Source organism: Bradyrhizobium sp. WSM1743 (assembly GCF_000473065.1).
Classification (GTDB): Bacteria; Pseudomonadota; Alphaproteobacteria; order Rhizobiales; family Xanthobacteraceae; genus Bradyrhizobium.
Window position 1 is genome coordinate 25,518 of sequence record NZ_AXAZ01000057.1, and the last position, 16,848, is coordinate 42,365.

Annotated in this window: 15 protein-coding genes and 2 pseudogenes; 6 read left to right on the forward strand and 11 right to left on the reverse strand. The window is 64.0% G+C overall.

The genetic code is table 11. From position 1 onward, the window contains the following. Window positions 1–8 precede the first annotated feature (8 nt). The 5 genes from YU9_RS42720 to YU9_RS0127910 form a co-directional block, all read right to left on the reverse strand. Window positions 9–215 (reverse strand): hypothetical protein, encoded by a 207-nt coding sequence (locus tag YU9_RS42720; RefSeq protein ID WP_036018325.1) that lies wholly within the window; start codon window positions 213–215, stop codon window positions 9–11. Window positions 216–267: 52 nt separating this feature from the next. Beyond that, window positions 268–1,080: a hypothetical protein gene (locus YU9_RS0127895; protein ID WP_027575753.1), complete on the reverse strand. Its 813-nt coding sequence runs from the start codon at window positions 1,078–1,080 to the stop codon at window positions 268–270. A 118-nt stretch (window positions 1,081–1,198) separates the two neighbouring features. Continuing rightward, window positions 1,199–2,278, reverse strand: a complete 1,080-nt coding sequence (locus YU9_RS0127900) for a hypothetical protein (RefSeq protein ID WP_156952164.1) — start codon at window positions 2,276–2,278, stop codon at window positions 1,199–1,201. Between the two features lie 176 nt (window positions 2,279–2,454). Further along, window positions 2,455–2,889, reverse strand: a complete 435-nt coding sequence (locus YU9_RS0127905; protein WP_027575755.1) for a hypothetical protein — start codon at window positions 2,887–2,889, stop codon at window positions 2,455–2,457. A gap of 85 nt (window positions 2,890–2,974) precedes the next feature. Then, complete coding sequence (locus tag YU9_RS0127910; RefSeq protein ID WP_027575756.1) at window positions 2,975–3,625, reverse strand: hypothetical protein; 651 nt, start codon at window positions 3,623–3,625, stop codon at window positions 2,975–2,977. A gap of 403 nt (window positions 3,626–4,028) precedes the next feature. On the opposite strand from YU9_RS0127910, the pseudogene YU9_RS48205 reads away from it, so the two are divergent. Next, window positions 4,029–4,229, forward strand: a pseudogene (locus YU9_RS48205) (hypothetical protein); the annotation flags it as partial. Further along, window positions 4,229–4,801: a transposase domain-containing protein gene (locus YU9_RS46270; RefSeq protein WP_084299090.1), complete on the forward strand. Its 573-nt coding sequence runs from the start codon at window positions 4,229–4,231 to the stop codon at window positions 4,799–4,801. The pseudogene YU9_RS48205 and the gene YU9_RS46270, both read left to right, overlap by 1 nt. Before the next feature lie 409 nt (window positions 4,802–5,210). Here the strand turns inward: YU9_RS46270 and YU9_RS0127920 are convergent, their stop codons facing one another. Further along, on the reverse strand, window positions 5,211–5,993 hold the full coding sequence (locus tag YU9_RS0127920; protein WP_027575758.1) for an enoyl-CoA hydratase/isomerase family protein: 783 nt from the start codon (window positions 5,991–5,993) through the stop codon (window positions 5,211–5,213). Window positions 5,994–6,123: 130 nt separating this feature from the next. Further along, window positions 6,124–8,208 (reverse strand): molybdopterin oxidoreductase family protein, encoded by a 2,085-nt coding sequence (locus YU9_RS0127925; RefSeq protein WP_027575759.1) that lies wholly within the window; start codon window positions 8,206–8,208, stop codon window positions 6,124–6,126. A 233-nt stretch (window positions 8,209–8,441) separates the two neighbouring features. Here YU9_RS0127925 and YU9_RS42725 point away from each other — a divergent pair. The 4 genes and pseudogenes from YU9_RS42725 (at window position 8,442) to YU9_RS0127945 (ending at window position 12,717) form a co-directional block, all read left to right on the forward strand. Continuing rightward, a pseudogene (locus tag YU9_RS42725) lies at window positions 8,442–9,415 on the forward strand (tripartite tricarboxylate transporter substrate binding protein). A 13-nt stretch (window positions 9,416–9,428) separates the two neighbouring features. After that, a complete protein-coding gene (locus YU9_RS0127935; protein ID WP_027575760.1) occupies window positions 9,429–9,899 on the forward strand; it encodes a (2Fe-2S)-binding protein in 471 nt (156 codons plus the stop codon). After that, window positions 9,896–12,022, forward strand: coding sequence for a molybdopterin cofactor-binding domain-containing protein (locus YU9_RS0127940; RefSeq protein ID WP_027575761.1), 2,127 nt, complete (start codon window positions 9,896–9,898; stop codon window positions 12,020–12,022). The genes YU9_RS0127935 and YU9_RS0127940 overlap by 4 nt, the downstream gene beginning before the upstream one ends. Next, window positions 12,019–12,717, forward strand: coding sequence for a substrate-binding domain-containing protein (locus tag YU9_RS0127945; protein ID WP_027575762.1), 699 nt, complete (start codon window positions 12,019–12,021; stop codon window positions 12,715–12,717). Before YU9_RS0127940 ends, YU9_RS0127945 begins: the two co-directional genes overlap by 4 nt. A 253-nt stretch (window positions 12,718–12,970) precedes the next feature. Here the strand turns inward: YU9_RS0127945 and YU9_RS0127950 are convergent, their stop codons facing one another. The 4 genes from YU9_RS0127950 to YU9_RS0127965 form a co-directional block, all read right to left on the reverse strand. After that, complete coding sequence (locus tag YU9_RS0127950; protein ID WP_027575763.1) at window positions 12,971–13,777, reverse strand: SDR family NAD(P)-dependent oxidoreductase; 807 nt, start codon at window positions 13,775–13,777, stop codon at window positions 12,971–12,973. 22 nt (window positions 13,778–13,799) lie between these two features. Next, the gene (locus YU9_RS0127955) at window positions 13,800–15,092 is read right to left on the reverse strand and encodes a TRAP transporter large permease (RefSeq protein WP_027575764.1); all 1,293 of its coding nucleotides are present in this window, start codon (window positions 15,090–15,092) and stop codon (window positions 13,800–13,802) included. After that, window positions 15,083–15,634, reverse strand: coding sequence for a TRAP transporter small permease (locus YU9_RS0127960; RefSeq protein ID WP_027575765.1), 552 nt, complete (start codon window positions 15,632–15,634; stop codon window positions 15,083–15,085). The genes YU9_RS0127955 and YU9_RS0127960 overlap by 10 nt, the downstream gene beginning before the upstream one ends. A 66-nt stretch (window positions 15,635–15,700) precedes the next feature. Then, the gene (locus YU9_RS0127965) at window positions 15,701–16,672 is read right to left on the reverse strand and encodes a TRAP transporter substrate-binding protein (protein ID WP_027575766.1); all 972 of its coding nucleotides are present in this window, start codon (window positions 16,670–16,672) and stop codon (window positions 15,701–15,703) included. Window positions 16,673–16,848: the final 176 nt, after the last annotated feature.

Consider the following 16,848-nt stretch of genomic DNA (forward strand, 5'->3'; position numbering starts at 1 on the left):
GTCCCCACTCACTTGATTTTCCTCCAGACGGCATCCATCCAGCGGCCGATCCGGCGCAGCATGTGCTCGCACGGGCCGATCCGGGTCCGACGGATATGGGCCCGCAGTCTGAGGACTTGCTCGCGTTCGGCCCGTGTCAACAACTGAAACTCCCATGGAAGGTCGCGGATCAAGGTGAGATGGTTTGTCCATCGGGCGAGGCGCCCGATCAGCATACGAGCCGCCTCGTCCCCGCGCTGCTCGGCTCGTGCGAAGTTCGGGGCGAGCCTAATCGGCCTGGGGAAACCTGAGGCCGCGCGAGGCCTCCTCCATCATCTTTGCGATCCAGCTCGCGATGCGCCGCTGAACCGCCGCCGCCGACAGCCGATCGAGCGGCCGGCCCGCGGCATCAAGCCACAACGCGACGAGTTTCGTCGGATCGGCGGTCACGAAATTGACGAGGTTCAGTCCCGTACGGTCCACAGGCTGCCACAGACGGTCATCCATTCGCGGCAGCACGATCTCCGACACGCCCGCACGCATCTTGGCGAAGTGCTCCGGCTCCAAGTCGAGGAGGCCGGGGTCGAAATCGGCCGGGAACACGATACCGACCCGTTCGTTGAGCACCCACACCGGCCGGGCGAGTGGCAGCGCAGCGCGCACCAAGTCGGTGGTCGTCGCCAACGCGCGCATGGCGTCACGATTCGAGGTCGTCACAAGCGCGACGATCATCTGCCCGCCGCCGTCGGCTACCACCTTGTCGAGGCCCATGTCGCGCAGGAAACGCACGACCGGCACGTCCCACGTGGCCGCCGTGTCCAGCACGATGCTGCCGCCGCTCTCCGCCGCCTGGTCGATGGCGTGAGACAGGGGCGAAAATGCCCGCAACAGGGCAAGGGGATCATCGGGTGCGTCGAGCAGATCGGTGTCGATCGTGGTGACGCTGCCGAGCTTGGCAGCTAACCGCTGCTGAACGTCCGCGGAAAAGATCTGAACGTTGCATCCGAGCGAGCGCAAGATCAGCGCCACGAGCTCGGAAAACAGGGTCTTTCCCTGGCCGCCGATGGCGGACAGAACGACGATGAAGTACCATCCCTGCATCAGGTGCTTCTCCTCCTTCGGTGAGCAGCTGAATAAGGCACGGCTTGACGAACAACGCTCCCACGAACCCTGCGCGGGAATTGTTGTAGATTGTCGTCATCCGTCGGAGAAACGGCATCTATCGTCTGAGGACGTCGGGCTCGGCTTGCGGGCGGAGCCTGGGGGCGCAGGCCTTTGCAAGGCTGCGGAGGAATCGCAGGGTCGTCTCGGCGGTCGCCGCGGCGGCAAGATCGAGGGTCGGCACCGGCAATCCCGTCGCGCGACCTTTGGGCGTGCTGCTGACGCCGCCGGCGGGCGAGGCTGACATTGCATCGAAGGACTTGGGATCGCCGCCAAGCTGCGCGACATGGTGATGGTCGCCCATGCACGCGCGGCGCCAGAGTTCGGCGGCCGAGTCGCACACGGCGCCATGGCAGGCGATCCAGAAGCCGCGTCGATGCCGGCGGCCCGGCGTCTCCGCCTGCCCCGGCGCTCCGTCCAGCATTCCCGACAGACGCCTTGCCACGATGTGGTGCTGGCAGCTCGCGACCCAGATCGTCAACATCGCCGAAATGATGTCGGGACGGATGCCGTCTGCAGCAATCGACCCCGCCAGCAGATCGAAGATCCGAACGATGACGTCCTGAACCGGCGTCTTCGGCCGCTCCGTCGCCGGCTGCAGGACCGCCTCGAGCACGTCCCATACCAGACGGGCTTCGGGCGACGGCTCGGCCCAATCGTAGAGCGTTCGCCGTCCCCGGTTTTGCCGCTCCGGATCCCGTGTCGCAAGACACACACGATCGCGTACATGTTCAAGAAAGCCGGGCGCGACATCCGTCATCCGAACGATGAAATCTTCGAGCCGCCTTCTCAGATCGTCCGCAATCGGCTCGGCCAGACCTTCGAAGAAGTAAGCCATCGCCGCGTCAAATGGGAAGGCTGTTGATCTGACCGCCACCAGATGCGGTTTGCCCGAGAACTGGCGCAGCGCCGCGTTTACGACATGAGGCTCGACGGGCGCATCTATAACGGCCGTCCGGTGAGAACCTGCGTAACCGCGCGTATTCCGCAACGTTTCGGCCGTAACCGGCGCCATGTCGACGTTCGAGAATGGATAGCGCCCGACCAGCGCCTCGAACGTCTCGGGCAATATCTCGGACGGAATGGAGCCCGCTCCGGTGCGAGCCGCCTGATGTGCCGCGTCTACGAGCGCGGACAATTGCGAGATTACCTCCCCGATACGAGCCGAAGCTCTGCGCCGCGCGCTCCGGCTTCGAAATGACGACGCAGCCTGATCGAGAGCTTCGAGCTGAACGGCGACATCAATCGCAGGACGGCGGACCCGGCGCATAAGCCGCTCGAGCTCGACACGATCCTCATCCAGAAGCATGCCCGCTACCGTGACTTTCCACGACGGAACAGAAAGTCGTCCATTGCGGCGTGGGTCCGAGCCTGGTCGATGCGTTGCCTGAACCGATCAAGTTCAGGCGAGATCGGCGAGTTCTGCGCCCCGCTCGGCGGCGATGGCCGGCCGAAATCGGCTGGTCGAACGGACGGCCGCCTCGTTGCCGCTACGGGCGGGCGATCCTTCCTTCCCCTGGCTCGGCTGATAAGGTTGTAGAGCGATTGCTCGGTGAATTCCGCCCCTGTGCGACCCCGTGCCCCTCGGTCGTTCAGACCCGCGGCAATCTGCTTGTAGGTCAAGCCAAGCGCCAACATCGCCTCGAGCGCCTCGATATGTCGGTCAATGACCGCTTGCGTCTTTGGAGCGCCCAGCTCGGTCGTGGCCAGCGCATCAACAATCGGTTGTAGCAACTCGTCTATGATCATCGCCGACCCCCGCGCTTAGATGACGAACGAGAAACATGCCGTCCGGCCCCCTTCGACACCGGACGTCACGACGTTGGATGCCCGATCAGGACGCAGGCAGACTGAGGATCACCGGCGTCACCCGTGCGGCGCGGCTCCTGCGAATCTTCGCGGCCGCACGCTCGGCAAGATCGGCCATGAACTGGCGAGCCGATGGCCGCTCCTCGAGGAAGGCCTGCAAAAGCCGGCAATGGCGGACGTCCAACATCTCCGTGATCATCGCCGCGATCTCGATCGACTGAGCCTGGTCGGTCTCCATTTTGAAGGAGCCCCCCTTGTCGCGGCGGATCGTCTGCTTGACCCACTCGATCGTCACCCGCTCGCCGCGCCGCACACGCGCGAGCACTTCGTGCACCGTATCCTCGCTCACCGACGAAGCCCCCAGATCCTGCGCCGCGGTCAGCGGGAGCCGGCACACGTCCTCGCCGTGGCACTGGAACAGATGCGCGACATTCATATAGAGTTGCGCCTTCCGCGGCTCGAATCCTGCGACCAGACGACACCACCGCAAGAACATGCCGTGCGCGAAATATTGCTTGGCCTCTATCAGTGCTGCGCCGATCACCACCCCGCTGCAAATCAGCCGCTTCTCGCCCTCCAGGATGACACCCGCGAGCTCCTCCAGCCTGTCCCGGACCTCCGGTGAAAACTGACCATAGTTGAACTGCTCGCCGCCCGTCATGGTCGCGCGCTCCAACGCTCTCTCGTTTTCGAATGTATTCTAGACCAAGATACACCAAAGGAGAAAAACGTCAATCTTTTCAGAATGATGGCAACTTGGCACGGTCTTGGAGGCAAACCAAATGCGAAAAGTTTTCGCTTTTGGATGCCCCCAACAACATCGTCCTGTCGAACGGAGCGTGTCCCACCAACGACACTCGGCTACTGCCGCGTCGGAGAAGGAGAGCAATTCATATCTTCGATCTAAGGAAATTTGCCTAAATTATAGGCAATCGCTCGTATCTAGATTATGCTTGAAACACGAACTAACCGACTGCAAAGCCTGAATAGCGCAAGCCGGTGGCGCTTCGAAAGCGCGTCCCAACGCAAGCCGCAGCTGGGCGCGAAGCGGTCCGAGCATCGCTCTCGATCGGTTCACGGTGACGGACTGGGTTGGCCATGCTGCCTTCCATCTGCGCCCGCTGCACAAGCGTCTTCTTACGATGCTTCGGGTAAGGTCTAAGCTGTTCGCCGACGAGACGACGACGGTGCCGGGTCGAAGGCGCCAAGACCAGCCAGCTCTGTCTCTCTATACCGCCACGACAGGCTTGGGCCGGCCTCGATCCGCCCGACATCGCCCATGTTTTATGCACCGATCTCACGCCGAGCGGCTGTTAAGCCATCTTGCCGGATTCAAGGGCATCCCACATGCAACACCCTCTCGCGCTGGCAAGGTAACGGCTTCTTCCATGACCGGCACATCGGTCTCGACACTCGACAAGAGTGCAATCGAACGATCAAGCCGTGGCATTTAACTCAGTCGCAAGAAGGCCCGTTTGCTGAATCGATGGGGTGCCTAACATTGGGCCGCCGTCGCACCCTTGGTCGAGACCTGCAATATAACGACGTCGATCCGCTCGCCTATCTCACGGACGTCCTGACAAGGATCGTCAACGGGCATCCAAACCGCGACATCGACCAGTTACTATCCCAGGCCTACCGAACTGAAGCCTTCAAAGCTGTGGCCTGGAGAATGACTCTCACCCAGAGCGGCCATCCGCCCACTCTTTTCAACATCAAGACATCGCGCCCACGACTGGATGCAGTCAAGCCAGTCGATATGTCGGCCTCCAATCGGTGGGCGAAACTTGCGGCCACCTATGTTCGCGCCCGAGACGCCTACGCTGAGCACGAGATAGCCAAGCCGACCTGAAGCAACTCATCCCCAAACATGCTGAGGCTTCAGCCGGTCACGGACTCAAGGCCAAGCGCTCCAAGCAATCGCGTAGAGTTCGCTGACTCGGCTTCAATGGGCCTGTCAATGCCGCGTTCAAGAGCGTGGTCCTATACCAATATCGCCCGGCATTCGTGACTCTGTTGGTGGCGATCATCCGTATGAGAGGAGAATCTAGAAGCCAGAACACAACTAAAAACGGAACATTGGAAGACAGCGCGAACTTCAGCTTCGCGAAAAGTCCTCTGCTTTGACAGCGAAAACTCGAAACATAGAGATTCCCGTCCAATCGCGCCTGAAAGCGAGGCTCATGCTCTAGGTAGCCAACTCAGTCGAGGGAAGCACGATCGCAGTCAACCTAACAAAGTGCCTACGACACGGGGCGCTCTCACCTTCCCGTCCAGACCGGCTTCCGCTTTTCGCCGAACGCCTTCAGCCCCTCCTTGGCATCCTCGGTCATTGCGAGCAGCGCGATCTGGCTTTCGGTGTAGGCGATGCTCTCGTCGAACGACATCGAGGCGATGGCGCGCATGGCGTATTTGCCGCGCCGGATCGCGGTCGGGGATTTGTCGACGATACGGCCGATCAGCCAGTCGACTTTAGCATCCAGCTCGGCGGCGGGCACGACGTAATTGAGAAGGCCCGCAGCTTGCGCGGCCTTCGCATCGAACGGCTCGCCGGTGAGCGCCCATTCGTTGACGAGACGAGGCGGCGCGATCCTCTGCAGCAGGCTCAGCACCTGCATCGGAAACACGCCGACCTTCACCTCGGGCAGGCCAAAGATGACGTGGTCGGCCGCAATCGCCATGTCGGTCATGCACAAGAGGCCCATGCCGCCGGCCATGCAGACGCCACTGAGGCGCGCAATCGCCGGCTTGATGGCGTTCTGTGACAGACGCAGCAGGTCCGCATAGTCGACGTTCGGCTTGGAATAATCCATCGCGAACGCCGCGCCGGAATTCTGCAGGTCCGCACCCGCGCAGAACGCCTTGTCGCCCGCGCCCGTCAGCACGATGACGCGGACGTCCTTGTCGTCATGCGCGTCGCGATAGCCGCGTGTGATGCCGGCAATGACGTCGCCGTTCAGCGCGTTACGCTTCTCCGTCCGGTTGATAGTGATCCAGAGCGCCTGCCCGCGCTTTTCGGTGATGACGGCTGTAGTGTCGGTCATGGCACGCTCGCTTTCGTGGCTTCGTTTGCCGCCATTTGCGGCAGCTTGAGCCAGAGGTGCAAGCGCAAACTGCGGGGCCGGCGCCGCTTTAGCGCCTCGACACAAATTGCGCGCCGGTCGCCATGCACGCTCAGGCGACCGCTTTCCTGATCCAGACCTTGTTGTCGTGGAACGCGGCCCCGCCGATCGGAGCGATCGTGTCCGCGCCCGTCAGCATGTTGATGCCGCGACCGCCGATATGGCCCTTGTTCGGGTGAACGGATTCGGCGATCAGCACGCCGCGCCGCACGCCCTCGAACAGCGTCGCGACCAGCGTGGTCTCGCCGCGACCGTTGCCGAGCGTCACCGCATCGCCATCGGCGATGCCGAGCGCGGCCGCGTCGAGAGGATGGATCATCACGCTGGCCCGGCCCTCGCGCGCCTGCGAGGACGGCGTCTCGTTGAAGGTGGTGTTGAGGAAGCTGCGCGAGGGGCTGGTCGCGAGCCGGAATGGATGGACCTGATCGGTATGCTCGATCACCGCCCAATGGTCCGGCAGCGAGGGCATCTTGTCGAAATCGCCCATCGTCTGGCCGAACGGCGGATGTGCCCAGTCCGCCCTAAAATGGAATTTCCCGTCGGCATGGGCGAAGCCATCGAGATAGTGCGAGGTGCGGAAATCCGGTTGCAGGTCGCGCCAGATATCGGCCTCGAGGCCGGCGATATCGCCGTGATTGCTGAGCCTCAAGGTCGCGTCGATCAATTCGCGCGGCGTCATCTCGAAGCCCGGATGCTTGGCACCGAGCCGCGGCGCCAGCGCCTGCAGCAGCTCGTGGTTGGAGCGGCATTCGCCGGGCGGATCGATCAGCTTCGGGCCGACCGAGATGTGCTGGTGGCCGCCGCCGTAATAGAGATCGTCGTGCTCCATGAACATGGTCGCCGGCAGCACGATGTCGGCCATCTCGGCCGTCTCGGTCATGAACTGCTCGTGCACCGCGACGAACAGGTCCTCGCGCGCAAAGCCCTGCCGCACCAGCGCCTGCTCCGGCGCGACCGTCATCGGGTTGGTGTTCTGGATCAGCATCGCCTTGACCGGGCCCTTGCCCTGCAGAGCTTCGGCATCGCCAGTGAGGATGCGTCCGATCTGCGACTGGTCGAGCGCGCGCGTCGACTTGTCGATGGCATCGTGGCCCTCGATGATGGATTCATTAAAATGCCACAGCGCGTAATTATTGAAGAAGGCTCCGCCGCCTTCATACTGCCAGGCGCCGGTCACCGCGGGAATGCACAGCGCCGCATGCATCTGTGTCGCGCCGTTGCGCGAGCGGGTGAAGCCGTAACCGAGACGGAGGAAGGTCCGCTTGGTCTCGCCGACGGCCTTGGCGAAGGCCTCGATCTCCGACACCGGGACGCCGCAGATGGCCGACGCCCATTCCGGGGTGCGCGTCTTCAGATGCGCCTCGAGCTCGGCCGGGCAGTCGGTGTATTTGTCCATGTAAGCGCGGTCGGCATAGCCGTCGCGGAACAGGACATGCATGACGCCGCAGGCGAAGGCGCCGTCGGTGCCCGGACGCAGGATGATCTTGATGTCGGCCTGCTTCATGGTCTCGTTGTCGTAGATGTCGATCGCCGCGATCTTCGCGCCGCGCTCCTTGCGGGCGCGGGAGGCGTGCGTCATCACGTTGACCTGGGTGTTGACGGGATTGGTGCCCCAGATCACGACGAGATCGGACAGCGCCATCTCGCGCGGATCGACGCCGGCGATCTTGCCGGTGCCGATCGCAAAGCCGATGCGCGCGACATTGGCGCAGATGGTCTGATAGAACCGCGAATACTTTTTCACATGGGTGAGGCGGTTAAGGCCGTCGCGCATCACGAGGCCCATCGTGCCGGCGTAGTAATAGGGCCAGATCGATTCCGCACCGAACTCCCGCTCCGCCTGATTAAACCGCTCCGCGATCTCGTCGAGCGCCTCGTCCCACGAGATGCGCGCGAACTGGCCAGAGCCTTTCGGCCCAATGCGGCGCATCGGAAATGTCACCCGCTCGGGGTGATGGATGCGCTCGGCATAGCGGGCGACCTTGGCGCAGACGACGCCGGCCGTATAGGTCTGCTTTTTCGAACCGCGGACACGGCCAATGCTGCGGCCCTCCACGACCTCGACGTCGAGGGCGCAGGCCGAGGGGCAATCATGCGGACAGGTCGAATGGCGGATTTCGATGGCGTGCTGGTTCATGGCCCAGTTCGTAACATCAAAATACCAGCCAGCCGAGCGCATTTATCCGGCAATGCCCATGCGATTTGCTCAAAGCACACGCGCCGCAGGTTCCTGCTGCGACCGCGAAATGCGGACCGCCACACCGAGAGCCACCCGGCATTCCCGGCGCAATCGCTGTTGTGAGGCGTCGACAGTCCCCATTCCCTGCCGCTACAGTGCCGGCCAACAAGAACGACATCAGGGAGGTGGGCATGACAGCCCGAAGCTTCATGCTGGCACTCACCGCCGGCCTGCTCGCTGCATTCTCCGCACCCCCCTCTTTCGCACAGGATTATCCCAACCGCGCGGTTCGGATCGTGGTGCCCTTTGGCGCCGGTGGGCCGGCGGACGTCGCGGCCCGGCTGACCGGCAACGTGCTCCAGGAGAGCTTTGGCCAGCCCTTCGTGATCGAGAACCGCACCGGCGCCGGCGGCGTTATCGGCACCGTGGAAGCTGCGAAATCGCCGGCCGACGGCTACACGCTGCTGATGATGTCCAACACCCAGACCGCAAATGAATCGCTGCTGACGCCGGACAAGCGCAAATACGAGCTGATGCGCGACCTCGCGCCGATCGCGCCGGTGAACTCTTCCGACCTCGTCATCGTGGTGAACCCGGCTGTTCCGGCGAAGACGCTGCCGGAGTTCATCGCGCTCGCCAGATCGCAGCCGGACAAGCTGAACTACGCCTCGTCCGGCCAGGGCACGCCCTACCACATGGCCGGCGAGCTGTTCAAAGCCATGGCCGGCGTCAACATCGTCCACGTGCCCTACCGCAACAGCGGCGAAGCCCGCAGCGGCGTGATCGGCGGGCAGGTGCAGATGATGATCGACGCGGTGCCGGCGATGCCCCGAATGTCGCCGAGAACCAGGTCCGCGCACTCGCGACCACGGGCAAGCAGCGCTCGGCTGTGCTGCCGAACGTGCCGACCGCGATCGAAGCCGGCGTCCCCGGCTATGAGGCGACGATCTGGCTCGGCCTGATGGCGCCCGCGGGCACGCCAAAACCTGTCATCGACAAGCTCAATGCCGCCGTGAACGCAATGGTGAAGCGACCCGACATCGTCAAGCTCTGGACCGAGCAAGGTGCCGTGCCCATGTCGATGACACCGGAGGAATTCGACAAATTCCTGCGCGGGGACATCGAGAAATGGGCAGATGTCGTCAAGAAGTTCGACAAGTCCTGAGGCCATACTGCTCATGCCCTCCCTTCAATTCCGCCTCAACGGCGCAGCGATCGCCTTGGACGCTGATCCGGACCAGATGCTGCTCGATGTGCTGCGCGGCCGGCTCGGCATCACCGGTCCGCATTTCGGCTGCGGCGCCGGTGAGTGCGGCGCCTGTCATGTCATGGTCGATGACCGCGCGATGGCCTCCTGCGACATGCCGATGTGGTCGGTCGAGAACAAGGATGTCGTCACGCTGGAGGGCCTCGGCACGGCAGAACGGCCGCATCCGCTGCAACGTGCCTTCATCTCCGAACAGGCGATGCAATGCGGCTATTGCGTCGCCGGAATTCTCATCAGTGCAGCGGCGCTGCTGAAACGCAATCCGTCGCCGACGGAGGCCGAGGTCAGAGCGGCGCTCGATCGCGATCTGTGCCGCTGCGGATCGCATAACCGCATGGTCCGCGCGGTGCTGCGGGCGGCCTCTGAGATGGCTGCGCCATGACCTCCCCCGCCCAGAAACTCCCGGTCAGCCTCGCGGCCAATCCGAGGCTGTCGTCCTGGGTGAGGTTCACGGGCGAAGGCCGCTTGGCGATCTCGCCCGGCAAGGTCGAGATCGGCCAGGGCATCGTCACGGCGCTGGCGCAGATCGCCGCGGACGAGCTCGACGTCGATATCGGGCGCATCGAGATGATCCGTGCCTCGACGGCGACCAGCCCGAACGAAGGCGTCACGTCAGGCAGCCTTTCGACCCAGCAATCCGGCCGCGCGCTCCGACACGTCTGTGCCGAGGTGCGGCAACGTTTCCTCGCTGCTGCGTCGGAGCGTCTCGGTATCGATGCGGCGTCACTGAATGTCGATGACGGCACAATCTCGGGTCCCGGCAATGTCAGGACCAGCTATTGGGAGCTGGCTGGCGAGGTTTCTCTTGATCACGAAGCCACGGCGGCCGCGACACCGAAGAGCGCTATGAAGCGCGCCCTCGCCGGACGTTCGGTCCCGCGGGTCGACATTCCCGACAAGGTGTTCGCGCGGCCGCGCTTCATCCACGACTGTGCGCCGCCCGGCCTGCTGCACGGACGCGTGCTACGGCCCGATGTCTCGCGCGCCAAATTGATTGCCCTCGATGAAACGGCGGCGCGTGCGGTCCCCGGCCTCCTCGCAATCGTCCGCGACGGCGGCTTTGCCGGCGTCGTTGCCGACAGCGAGGCTGCGGCGGACGCCGCGCTCAAGGCTTTGCGCGAGGGCGCGACATGGTCGGCCGGCGAGCCGCTGCCCGATGAAGACGATATCGCAGGCTTCCTGAAAAGCCAGCCGGTCGAAACGACCATCATCGACGCCAGGCCGGCAACGGCGGCACGCGAGCCCGCTCAAACCCTCCGCCGGCAATACACCCGTCCCTACATTGCCCATGCCTCGATCGCACCCTCCTGCGCCATGGCCAAATGGGACGTCGATCATGTCCATGTCTGGACGCACAGCCAGGGCGTCTACCTGCTGCGCGCCGACCTCGCCATCGTGCTGAAGCTGCCGGCAGAAAACATTGTCGTCGAGCACATGGAGGGCGCCGGCTGCTACGGGCACAATGCCGCCGACGACGTCGCGCTCGATGCGGTGCTGCTGGCGAGAGCCGCCGGCGGCCGTCCGGTGCGGGTGCAGTGGTCGCGCCACGACGAGATGAGCCACGCGCCGTTTGGCGCGGCGATGGCCATCGAGATCGAGGCCGACCTCGATGCGGACAACGAGATTGTCGGCTGGCGCCATGCGATCTGGAGCAACGGTCACGCCGCCAGGCCGGGACGCGCGGCACAGCCGGCGCTGCTTGCCGCGACTGAGATCGAGAACCCTCATCCGCGTATGATCTCGACCAATCCACCGGCCGCGAATGGCGGCGGCGGCGATCGCAACTCTGTGCCGCTCTATGATTTTCCAGCCTGGACGATCACGAGCCACCGGCTGCTGACGATGCCGGTGCGCACCTCAGCGCTGCGGACTCTCGGCGCGCAAGGCAATGTGTTCGCCATCGAATCCTTGATCGACGAGATCGCCTCCCTGCGGGGCGAGGACCCGATCGCATTCCGCTTGCGCCATCTGCGCGATGAACGGGCGAAGGATGTGATCCGCGCCGCAGCGCGACGCGCGCAGTGGAAGCCGCAGAAGCAGGCCGGCATCGGTCACGGCGCCGGCTTTGCGCGCTACAAGAACACGGGGGCCTATTGCGCCGCGATTGCCGAAATCGAGGGGGCCGACGACATCCGCGTCAATCGGTTGACGCTCGCGATCGATGTCGGCGAGGCCATCAATCCTGATGGCGTCATCAACCAGATCGAGGGCGGCGCGATCCAGGCAACGAGCTGGGTGCTGAAGGAACGGGTCCGCTTCGACCGCACCCGCATCACCTCGGCCACATGGACGGACTATCCGATCCTGACCTTCGGCGAGGTGCCGGCGGTGGACGTCGAGATCATCCAGCGGCCGGAGATCGAGCCGGTCGGCGCCGGTGAGGCCGCGCACGGCCCGGTGACGGCAGCGATCGCCAACGCCGTATTCGATTGCCTCGGCGTGCGCGTGCGTGACCTGCCGATCACGCGCGACAGGATCATTGCAGCCATGGAGCTCGCATCGTGACGACAGTGACCATTCTGAGCGGCGGCGCGGCGCAAGGCTTGGTGCGCGGTCTCACCGATGCCTTCAAGGCGCAGACCGGCCTCAGTATCGACGGCGAATTCGGCGCGGTCGGCATCATGGCCGACAGGCTGCGTGCGGGAGCACCGGCCGACCTCGTGATCCTGACGCAGGCGCTGCTTGCAAAGCTCGCCGAGGAGAAGCTCGTCGTTGCCTCCTCGATCGCGGATGTCGGCCGGGTCGAGACCGCACTGGCAGTCCGCAGCCGCGATCCCATGGTGGCGGTGAAGACCGAAGCCGATTTGCGCGATGTGCTGCGGTCCGCGGACGCCATCTACGTCCCGGACACGAAGGCGTCGACCGCGGGCCAGCACGTCGCAAAAGTGCTGGATCAGCTGGGCATCGCCTATGAGGTCGCCTCGCGCCTGAAAATATTTCCGAACGGCGCGACGGCGATGCGTGAGCTTGCGGCCTCCACTGCGCAAAGGCCGATCGGATGCACCCAGGCCACCGAGATCATCGCCACCCACGGCATCGCGCTGTCGGGATCATTACCTCCGGGATGCGAGCTCGTGACGATGTACACAGCGGGCGTGACTACGCACGCCGCGTATCCAAAGGAGGCCGCTGCGCTGGTCGCGCTACTGACCGGCGCAGACCGGAAGGAACTGCGCCAGCGCGTGGGCTTTGCCGGCTAAAACGGGATGAGACGAGGCTCGATAGCTGCGACGGCGGAGGTAGGCTACCTCTCCCGCCTGCAGGCGGGAGAGGGTTGGGGAGAGGGTGCTTCCGCAACGGGACAATCCCGTACAGGAGAGAGCCCTCACCCGGCGCTTCGCCATAGCCGAGGCTTTGCCTCGGCGTCTTTTGAGATGACGGCCGCCGGAGGCGGCCTACGCCTCTCCCGCAAGCGGGAGAGGTGAACGAGCCCGCGGCAATTGAGACGCCGCCCTATTTGTGCAACTGGGTAAGGCCGGTCGGCGGGCCATCGACTGCGGTCCAGCCGCCATCGACGAACAACGTGCTGCCGCTGACATAGCTCGCGGCGTCCGAGGCGAGGTAGGCGACGGCGGTCGCGACCTCGTCGGCGCTGCTCCAGCGATTGAACACGGTGTGGCCGGCGTAGAGATTATAGATGTCGGGTCGCTGCTTGAACGGGCCGGTCAGCGCGGTCTCGGCGATGCTCGGCGCGATCGCGTTGACGCGCACGCCGGCATGGCCGACCTCGGAGGCAAAACCCTTCACCAAAAGGCCGATTGCCGCCTTGGTCGAGCCGTAGATGCCGAGGCCCGGCTCGATGGTCACCGCGCGCACCGAGGAGCAGGCGATGATGCTGCCGCCCTTCTGCGCGACCATGATACGGCCAAAGGCCTGGAAGAACCACACCGTGCCCTTGACGTTGAGGGTGAGGACGCGATCGAGATCCTCCTCGGTGTAGTCGAGGATGGTCTTGCGGATGTTGAGCCCGGGCGTCGTTACGGCGATGTCGAGCCGCGGAAACTTCTGCATCACGGTCTTGGCGAGCGCATCGACGTCCGCAGCGCTTGCGGCGTCGCAGCTCGCTGGTTCCGCCCAGCCGCCCTTGTCGCGAATGCCGGCGGCGGTCGCCTCAGCCGCATCAAACGCGCGATCGGCGCAGACGACGCGGGCGCCGAGATCCGCAAGCGCCTCGGCCGAGGACTTGCCGATGCCGGAAGCGGCGCCAAGCACGACTGCAGTCTTGCCGGTGAGATCGAAGAGCTTGCGATAGTCCGTCACTTATACTGTCTCCCTGGTGCAGCTATCCCTTGTAGCCCATCAAGAGGCGCGGCAGCCACAGCGAGAATGCAGGGACGTAGGTCACGAACATCAGCGCTGCGATGAGCGCAGCATAGAACGGCAGGATGGTGCGCATCACGGCACCGACCGAGATGCCGCCGATGGCACAACCCACGAACTGCGTCGTTCCGACCGGCGGCGTGTTGAGCCCGAGGGCGCAGTTGATCAGCATCAGCATGCCGAACTGCACCGGATCCATGCCCGCCTTCATCGCGATCGGAAGGAAGATCGGGGTGCAGATCAAGATGGTCGCGGCCATGTCCATGAACGTGCCGAGCACGAAGAGGATGATGTTGATGAGCAGGAATATCATCCAGGGCTGCGTCGACACCTTGCTCATCAGGTCACCGGCGAAATCGGCGACTTCGTAAAGCCCCATCAGGTACTGGAACATGGTGGAGACGCCGATCAGCAGCAGCACCACGCCCGTCGTCTTCACCGCCTTGGCAGCGGCCCGCAGGAAGTTCTCCCAGGTCATGGTGCGGTAGATGAAGAAGGTCAGCAGGATTGTGTAGGTGACCGCGACGGCGGCGGATTCGGTTGCGGTGAAGACACCAGACAGGATGCCCGCCAGGATGATGCCGACGATCAGAAGACCCGGCAGCGCGGCCGCGAGCGAGCGGAACACCTCGGCCCAGCCCGGGAACTTGCCGGCCGGATAACCGCGCTTCACCGCGACCGCGTAGGCAGCGACCAGCATGCAGACCATCAGTACGAGCGCCGGCAGGAGACCAGCGGCGATCAGCGCACCGATCGAGACCTTGCCGCCGGCGGCCAGCGCATAGATGATCATGTTGTGGCTGGTCGGCATCAAGGCTCCGACCAGCGAGGCATGCGTGGTGACGTTGACGGCGTAGTCGGTGTCGAACCCCTCCTTTTTCATCATCGGGATCATCACCGCGCCCATCGCCGACACGTCGGCCACAGGCGAGCCCGAGACGCCGCCGAAGAGCGTGCAGGCGACCACGTTCGACATGCCGAGCCCGCCGCGGATGTGTCCGACGAGGTTCTTGGCGAGCTGCACGATCTTGTCGGCGACGCCGCCGTGGAGCATCAGCTCACCGCTGAAGACGAAGAACGGGATGGCGAGGAAGGAGAAGATGTTCATCCCCGACATCATCTGCTGGAAGATGACGGCGACCGGCAGCCCTTCGTAGAGGATGGTGCAGATCGCCGACAGGCCGATCGCGAAGGCGACGGGGACGCCGAGGATCAGAAAGCCGAAGAAGGTGGCGCCGAGGATGATCAGTTCCATGAGGGGACGACCTCTTCGCCGCGCAGCAGAGCAATGATGTGCTCGATGGAAAATGAGACGATCAGGATGCCGGAGGCGATCAGCGGCACATAGCGGATGACCTCGGGAAGGCCGAGGTTGGGGATTTTCACGGTGCCGACCGAAGCCCCGAGGATCCAGCCGTTATAGGCCATCGCAATGCCGAACAAGGCGACGAGAACGTGGATCGCGATCTCGATCTTCTCCCGCACGTGATCGGGAAGCATGACCAGCAGACTGTCCATGCCGATGTGCCCGGCATCGCGCACGCCGACGGCGGCGCCGATCAGCGTGACATAGAGGATGAGGACCAGCGCCAGGTTTTCCGTCCAGGTCGGGCTGGAGTTGAGCACGTAACGCCCGAACACCTGGTAGAAAACGATGGCGACGATGACGAGCAGGCCGGTCACGGACAGGTACATGCCAAGGCGAGCGACGGGGGCATTGATCCGCGACAGCAAGCCGGTGGACGGGCGTGCTGCTACGGCGCCTTGCTCGTGGCTTGCGACGTGTGGGTCTGTCATCCCGCGCCTCCTCGCGAGGGCCCGGTGTCACCTCGCGGCGACGCCGGACCCGGTCCCCGCCGTGTCTTACTTCGTGTCCTGGATACGCTTGACGAGGCTCTGCAGCTTCTCATCGCCGGCGAACTTCTGGTACACCGGCTTCATCGCGTCGACGAATTCCGCCTTGTTGGCGATCGTGACGACCTGAACGCCGGCCGCCTCGACGGTCTTGCGGGCAGCCTGCTCGCGCTCGTCCCAGAGCTTGCGCATGACGGGCACCGATTCCTTGGCTGCCTTGCGGATCATGGCCTGATCGTCCTTGCTCAGCGTGTCCCAGACCTTCTTCGACATGACGAGAACTTCGGGAGCGAGGGAGTGTTCGGTGATGTTGTAAAACTTGGCGGCCTCGAAGTGACGCGAGGATTCGTAGGACGGCCAGTTGTTCTCGGCAGCGTCGACGAGGCCGGTCTTGAGCGCGGTGTAGACCTCGCCATACGGCATCGGCGTCGGGTTGGCCCCGAGGCTCTGGATCATGCCGACCCACAGGTCGGACTGCTGGACGCGGATCTTCAGGCCCTTGAGGTCGGCGAGCGACTTGACCGGTGCCTTGACGGTGTAGATCGAGCGCGCGCCGCTGTCGTAATAGGCAAGGCCGACCAGGCCTGCGGGCTCCAAGGCTGCCAGGATTTCATCGCCGATCGGCCCGTCGAGGACGGTGCGCATATGCTGCGTATCCCGGAAGACGAAGGGCAGGCACAACGCGATGGTCTCAGGCACGAAATTGTTCAGTGGCGATGCGTTGATCCGCATCATGTCGAGCGCGCCGATCTTGAGTTGCTCGATCGTGTCCTTTTCCGAGCCCAGGGCGCCGTTCGGAAACACCTTCACGCCGAGCTTGCCGCCGCTCGCCGCCGCGAGCTGCTTGCCCATGAACTTGACGGCCTCGACGGTCGGGTAATCGGCGGGGTGGACGTCGGCGGAGCGGAAATCGCGTGCGGTCGCCAGGGGCGCTGAGACCGCCAGTGCAACGGCTGTGATGATACCGGTGAGCGTCTTCATCTGGGCTTTCCTCCTGGTCGATTGGATTGATTATATCGTTGTCGGGCCGGCTGCAGGCCGCCTTGGGTCGCTCCACTTCAGGTGCGAAGTCAAGCGCCAATGTCGTCCCTAGGGCGGGCGGCATTTTCTGTCCAAGCCAAATCCGGCATTGATCGATGCAAGAGTTGCATCGATCA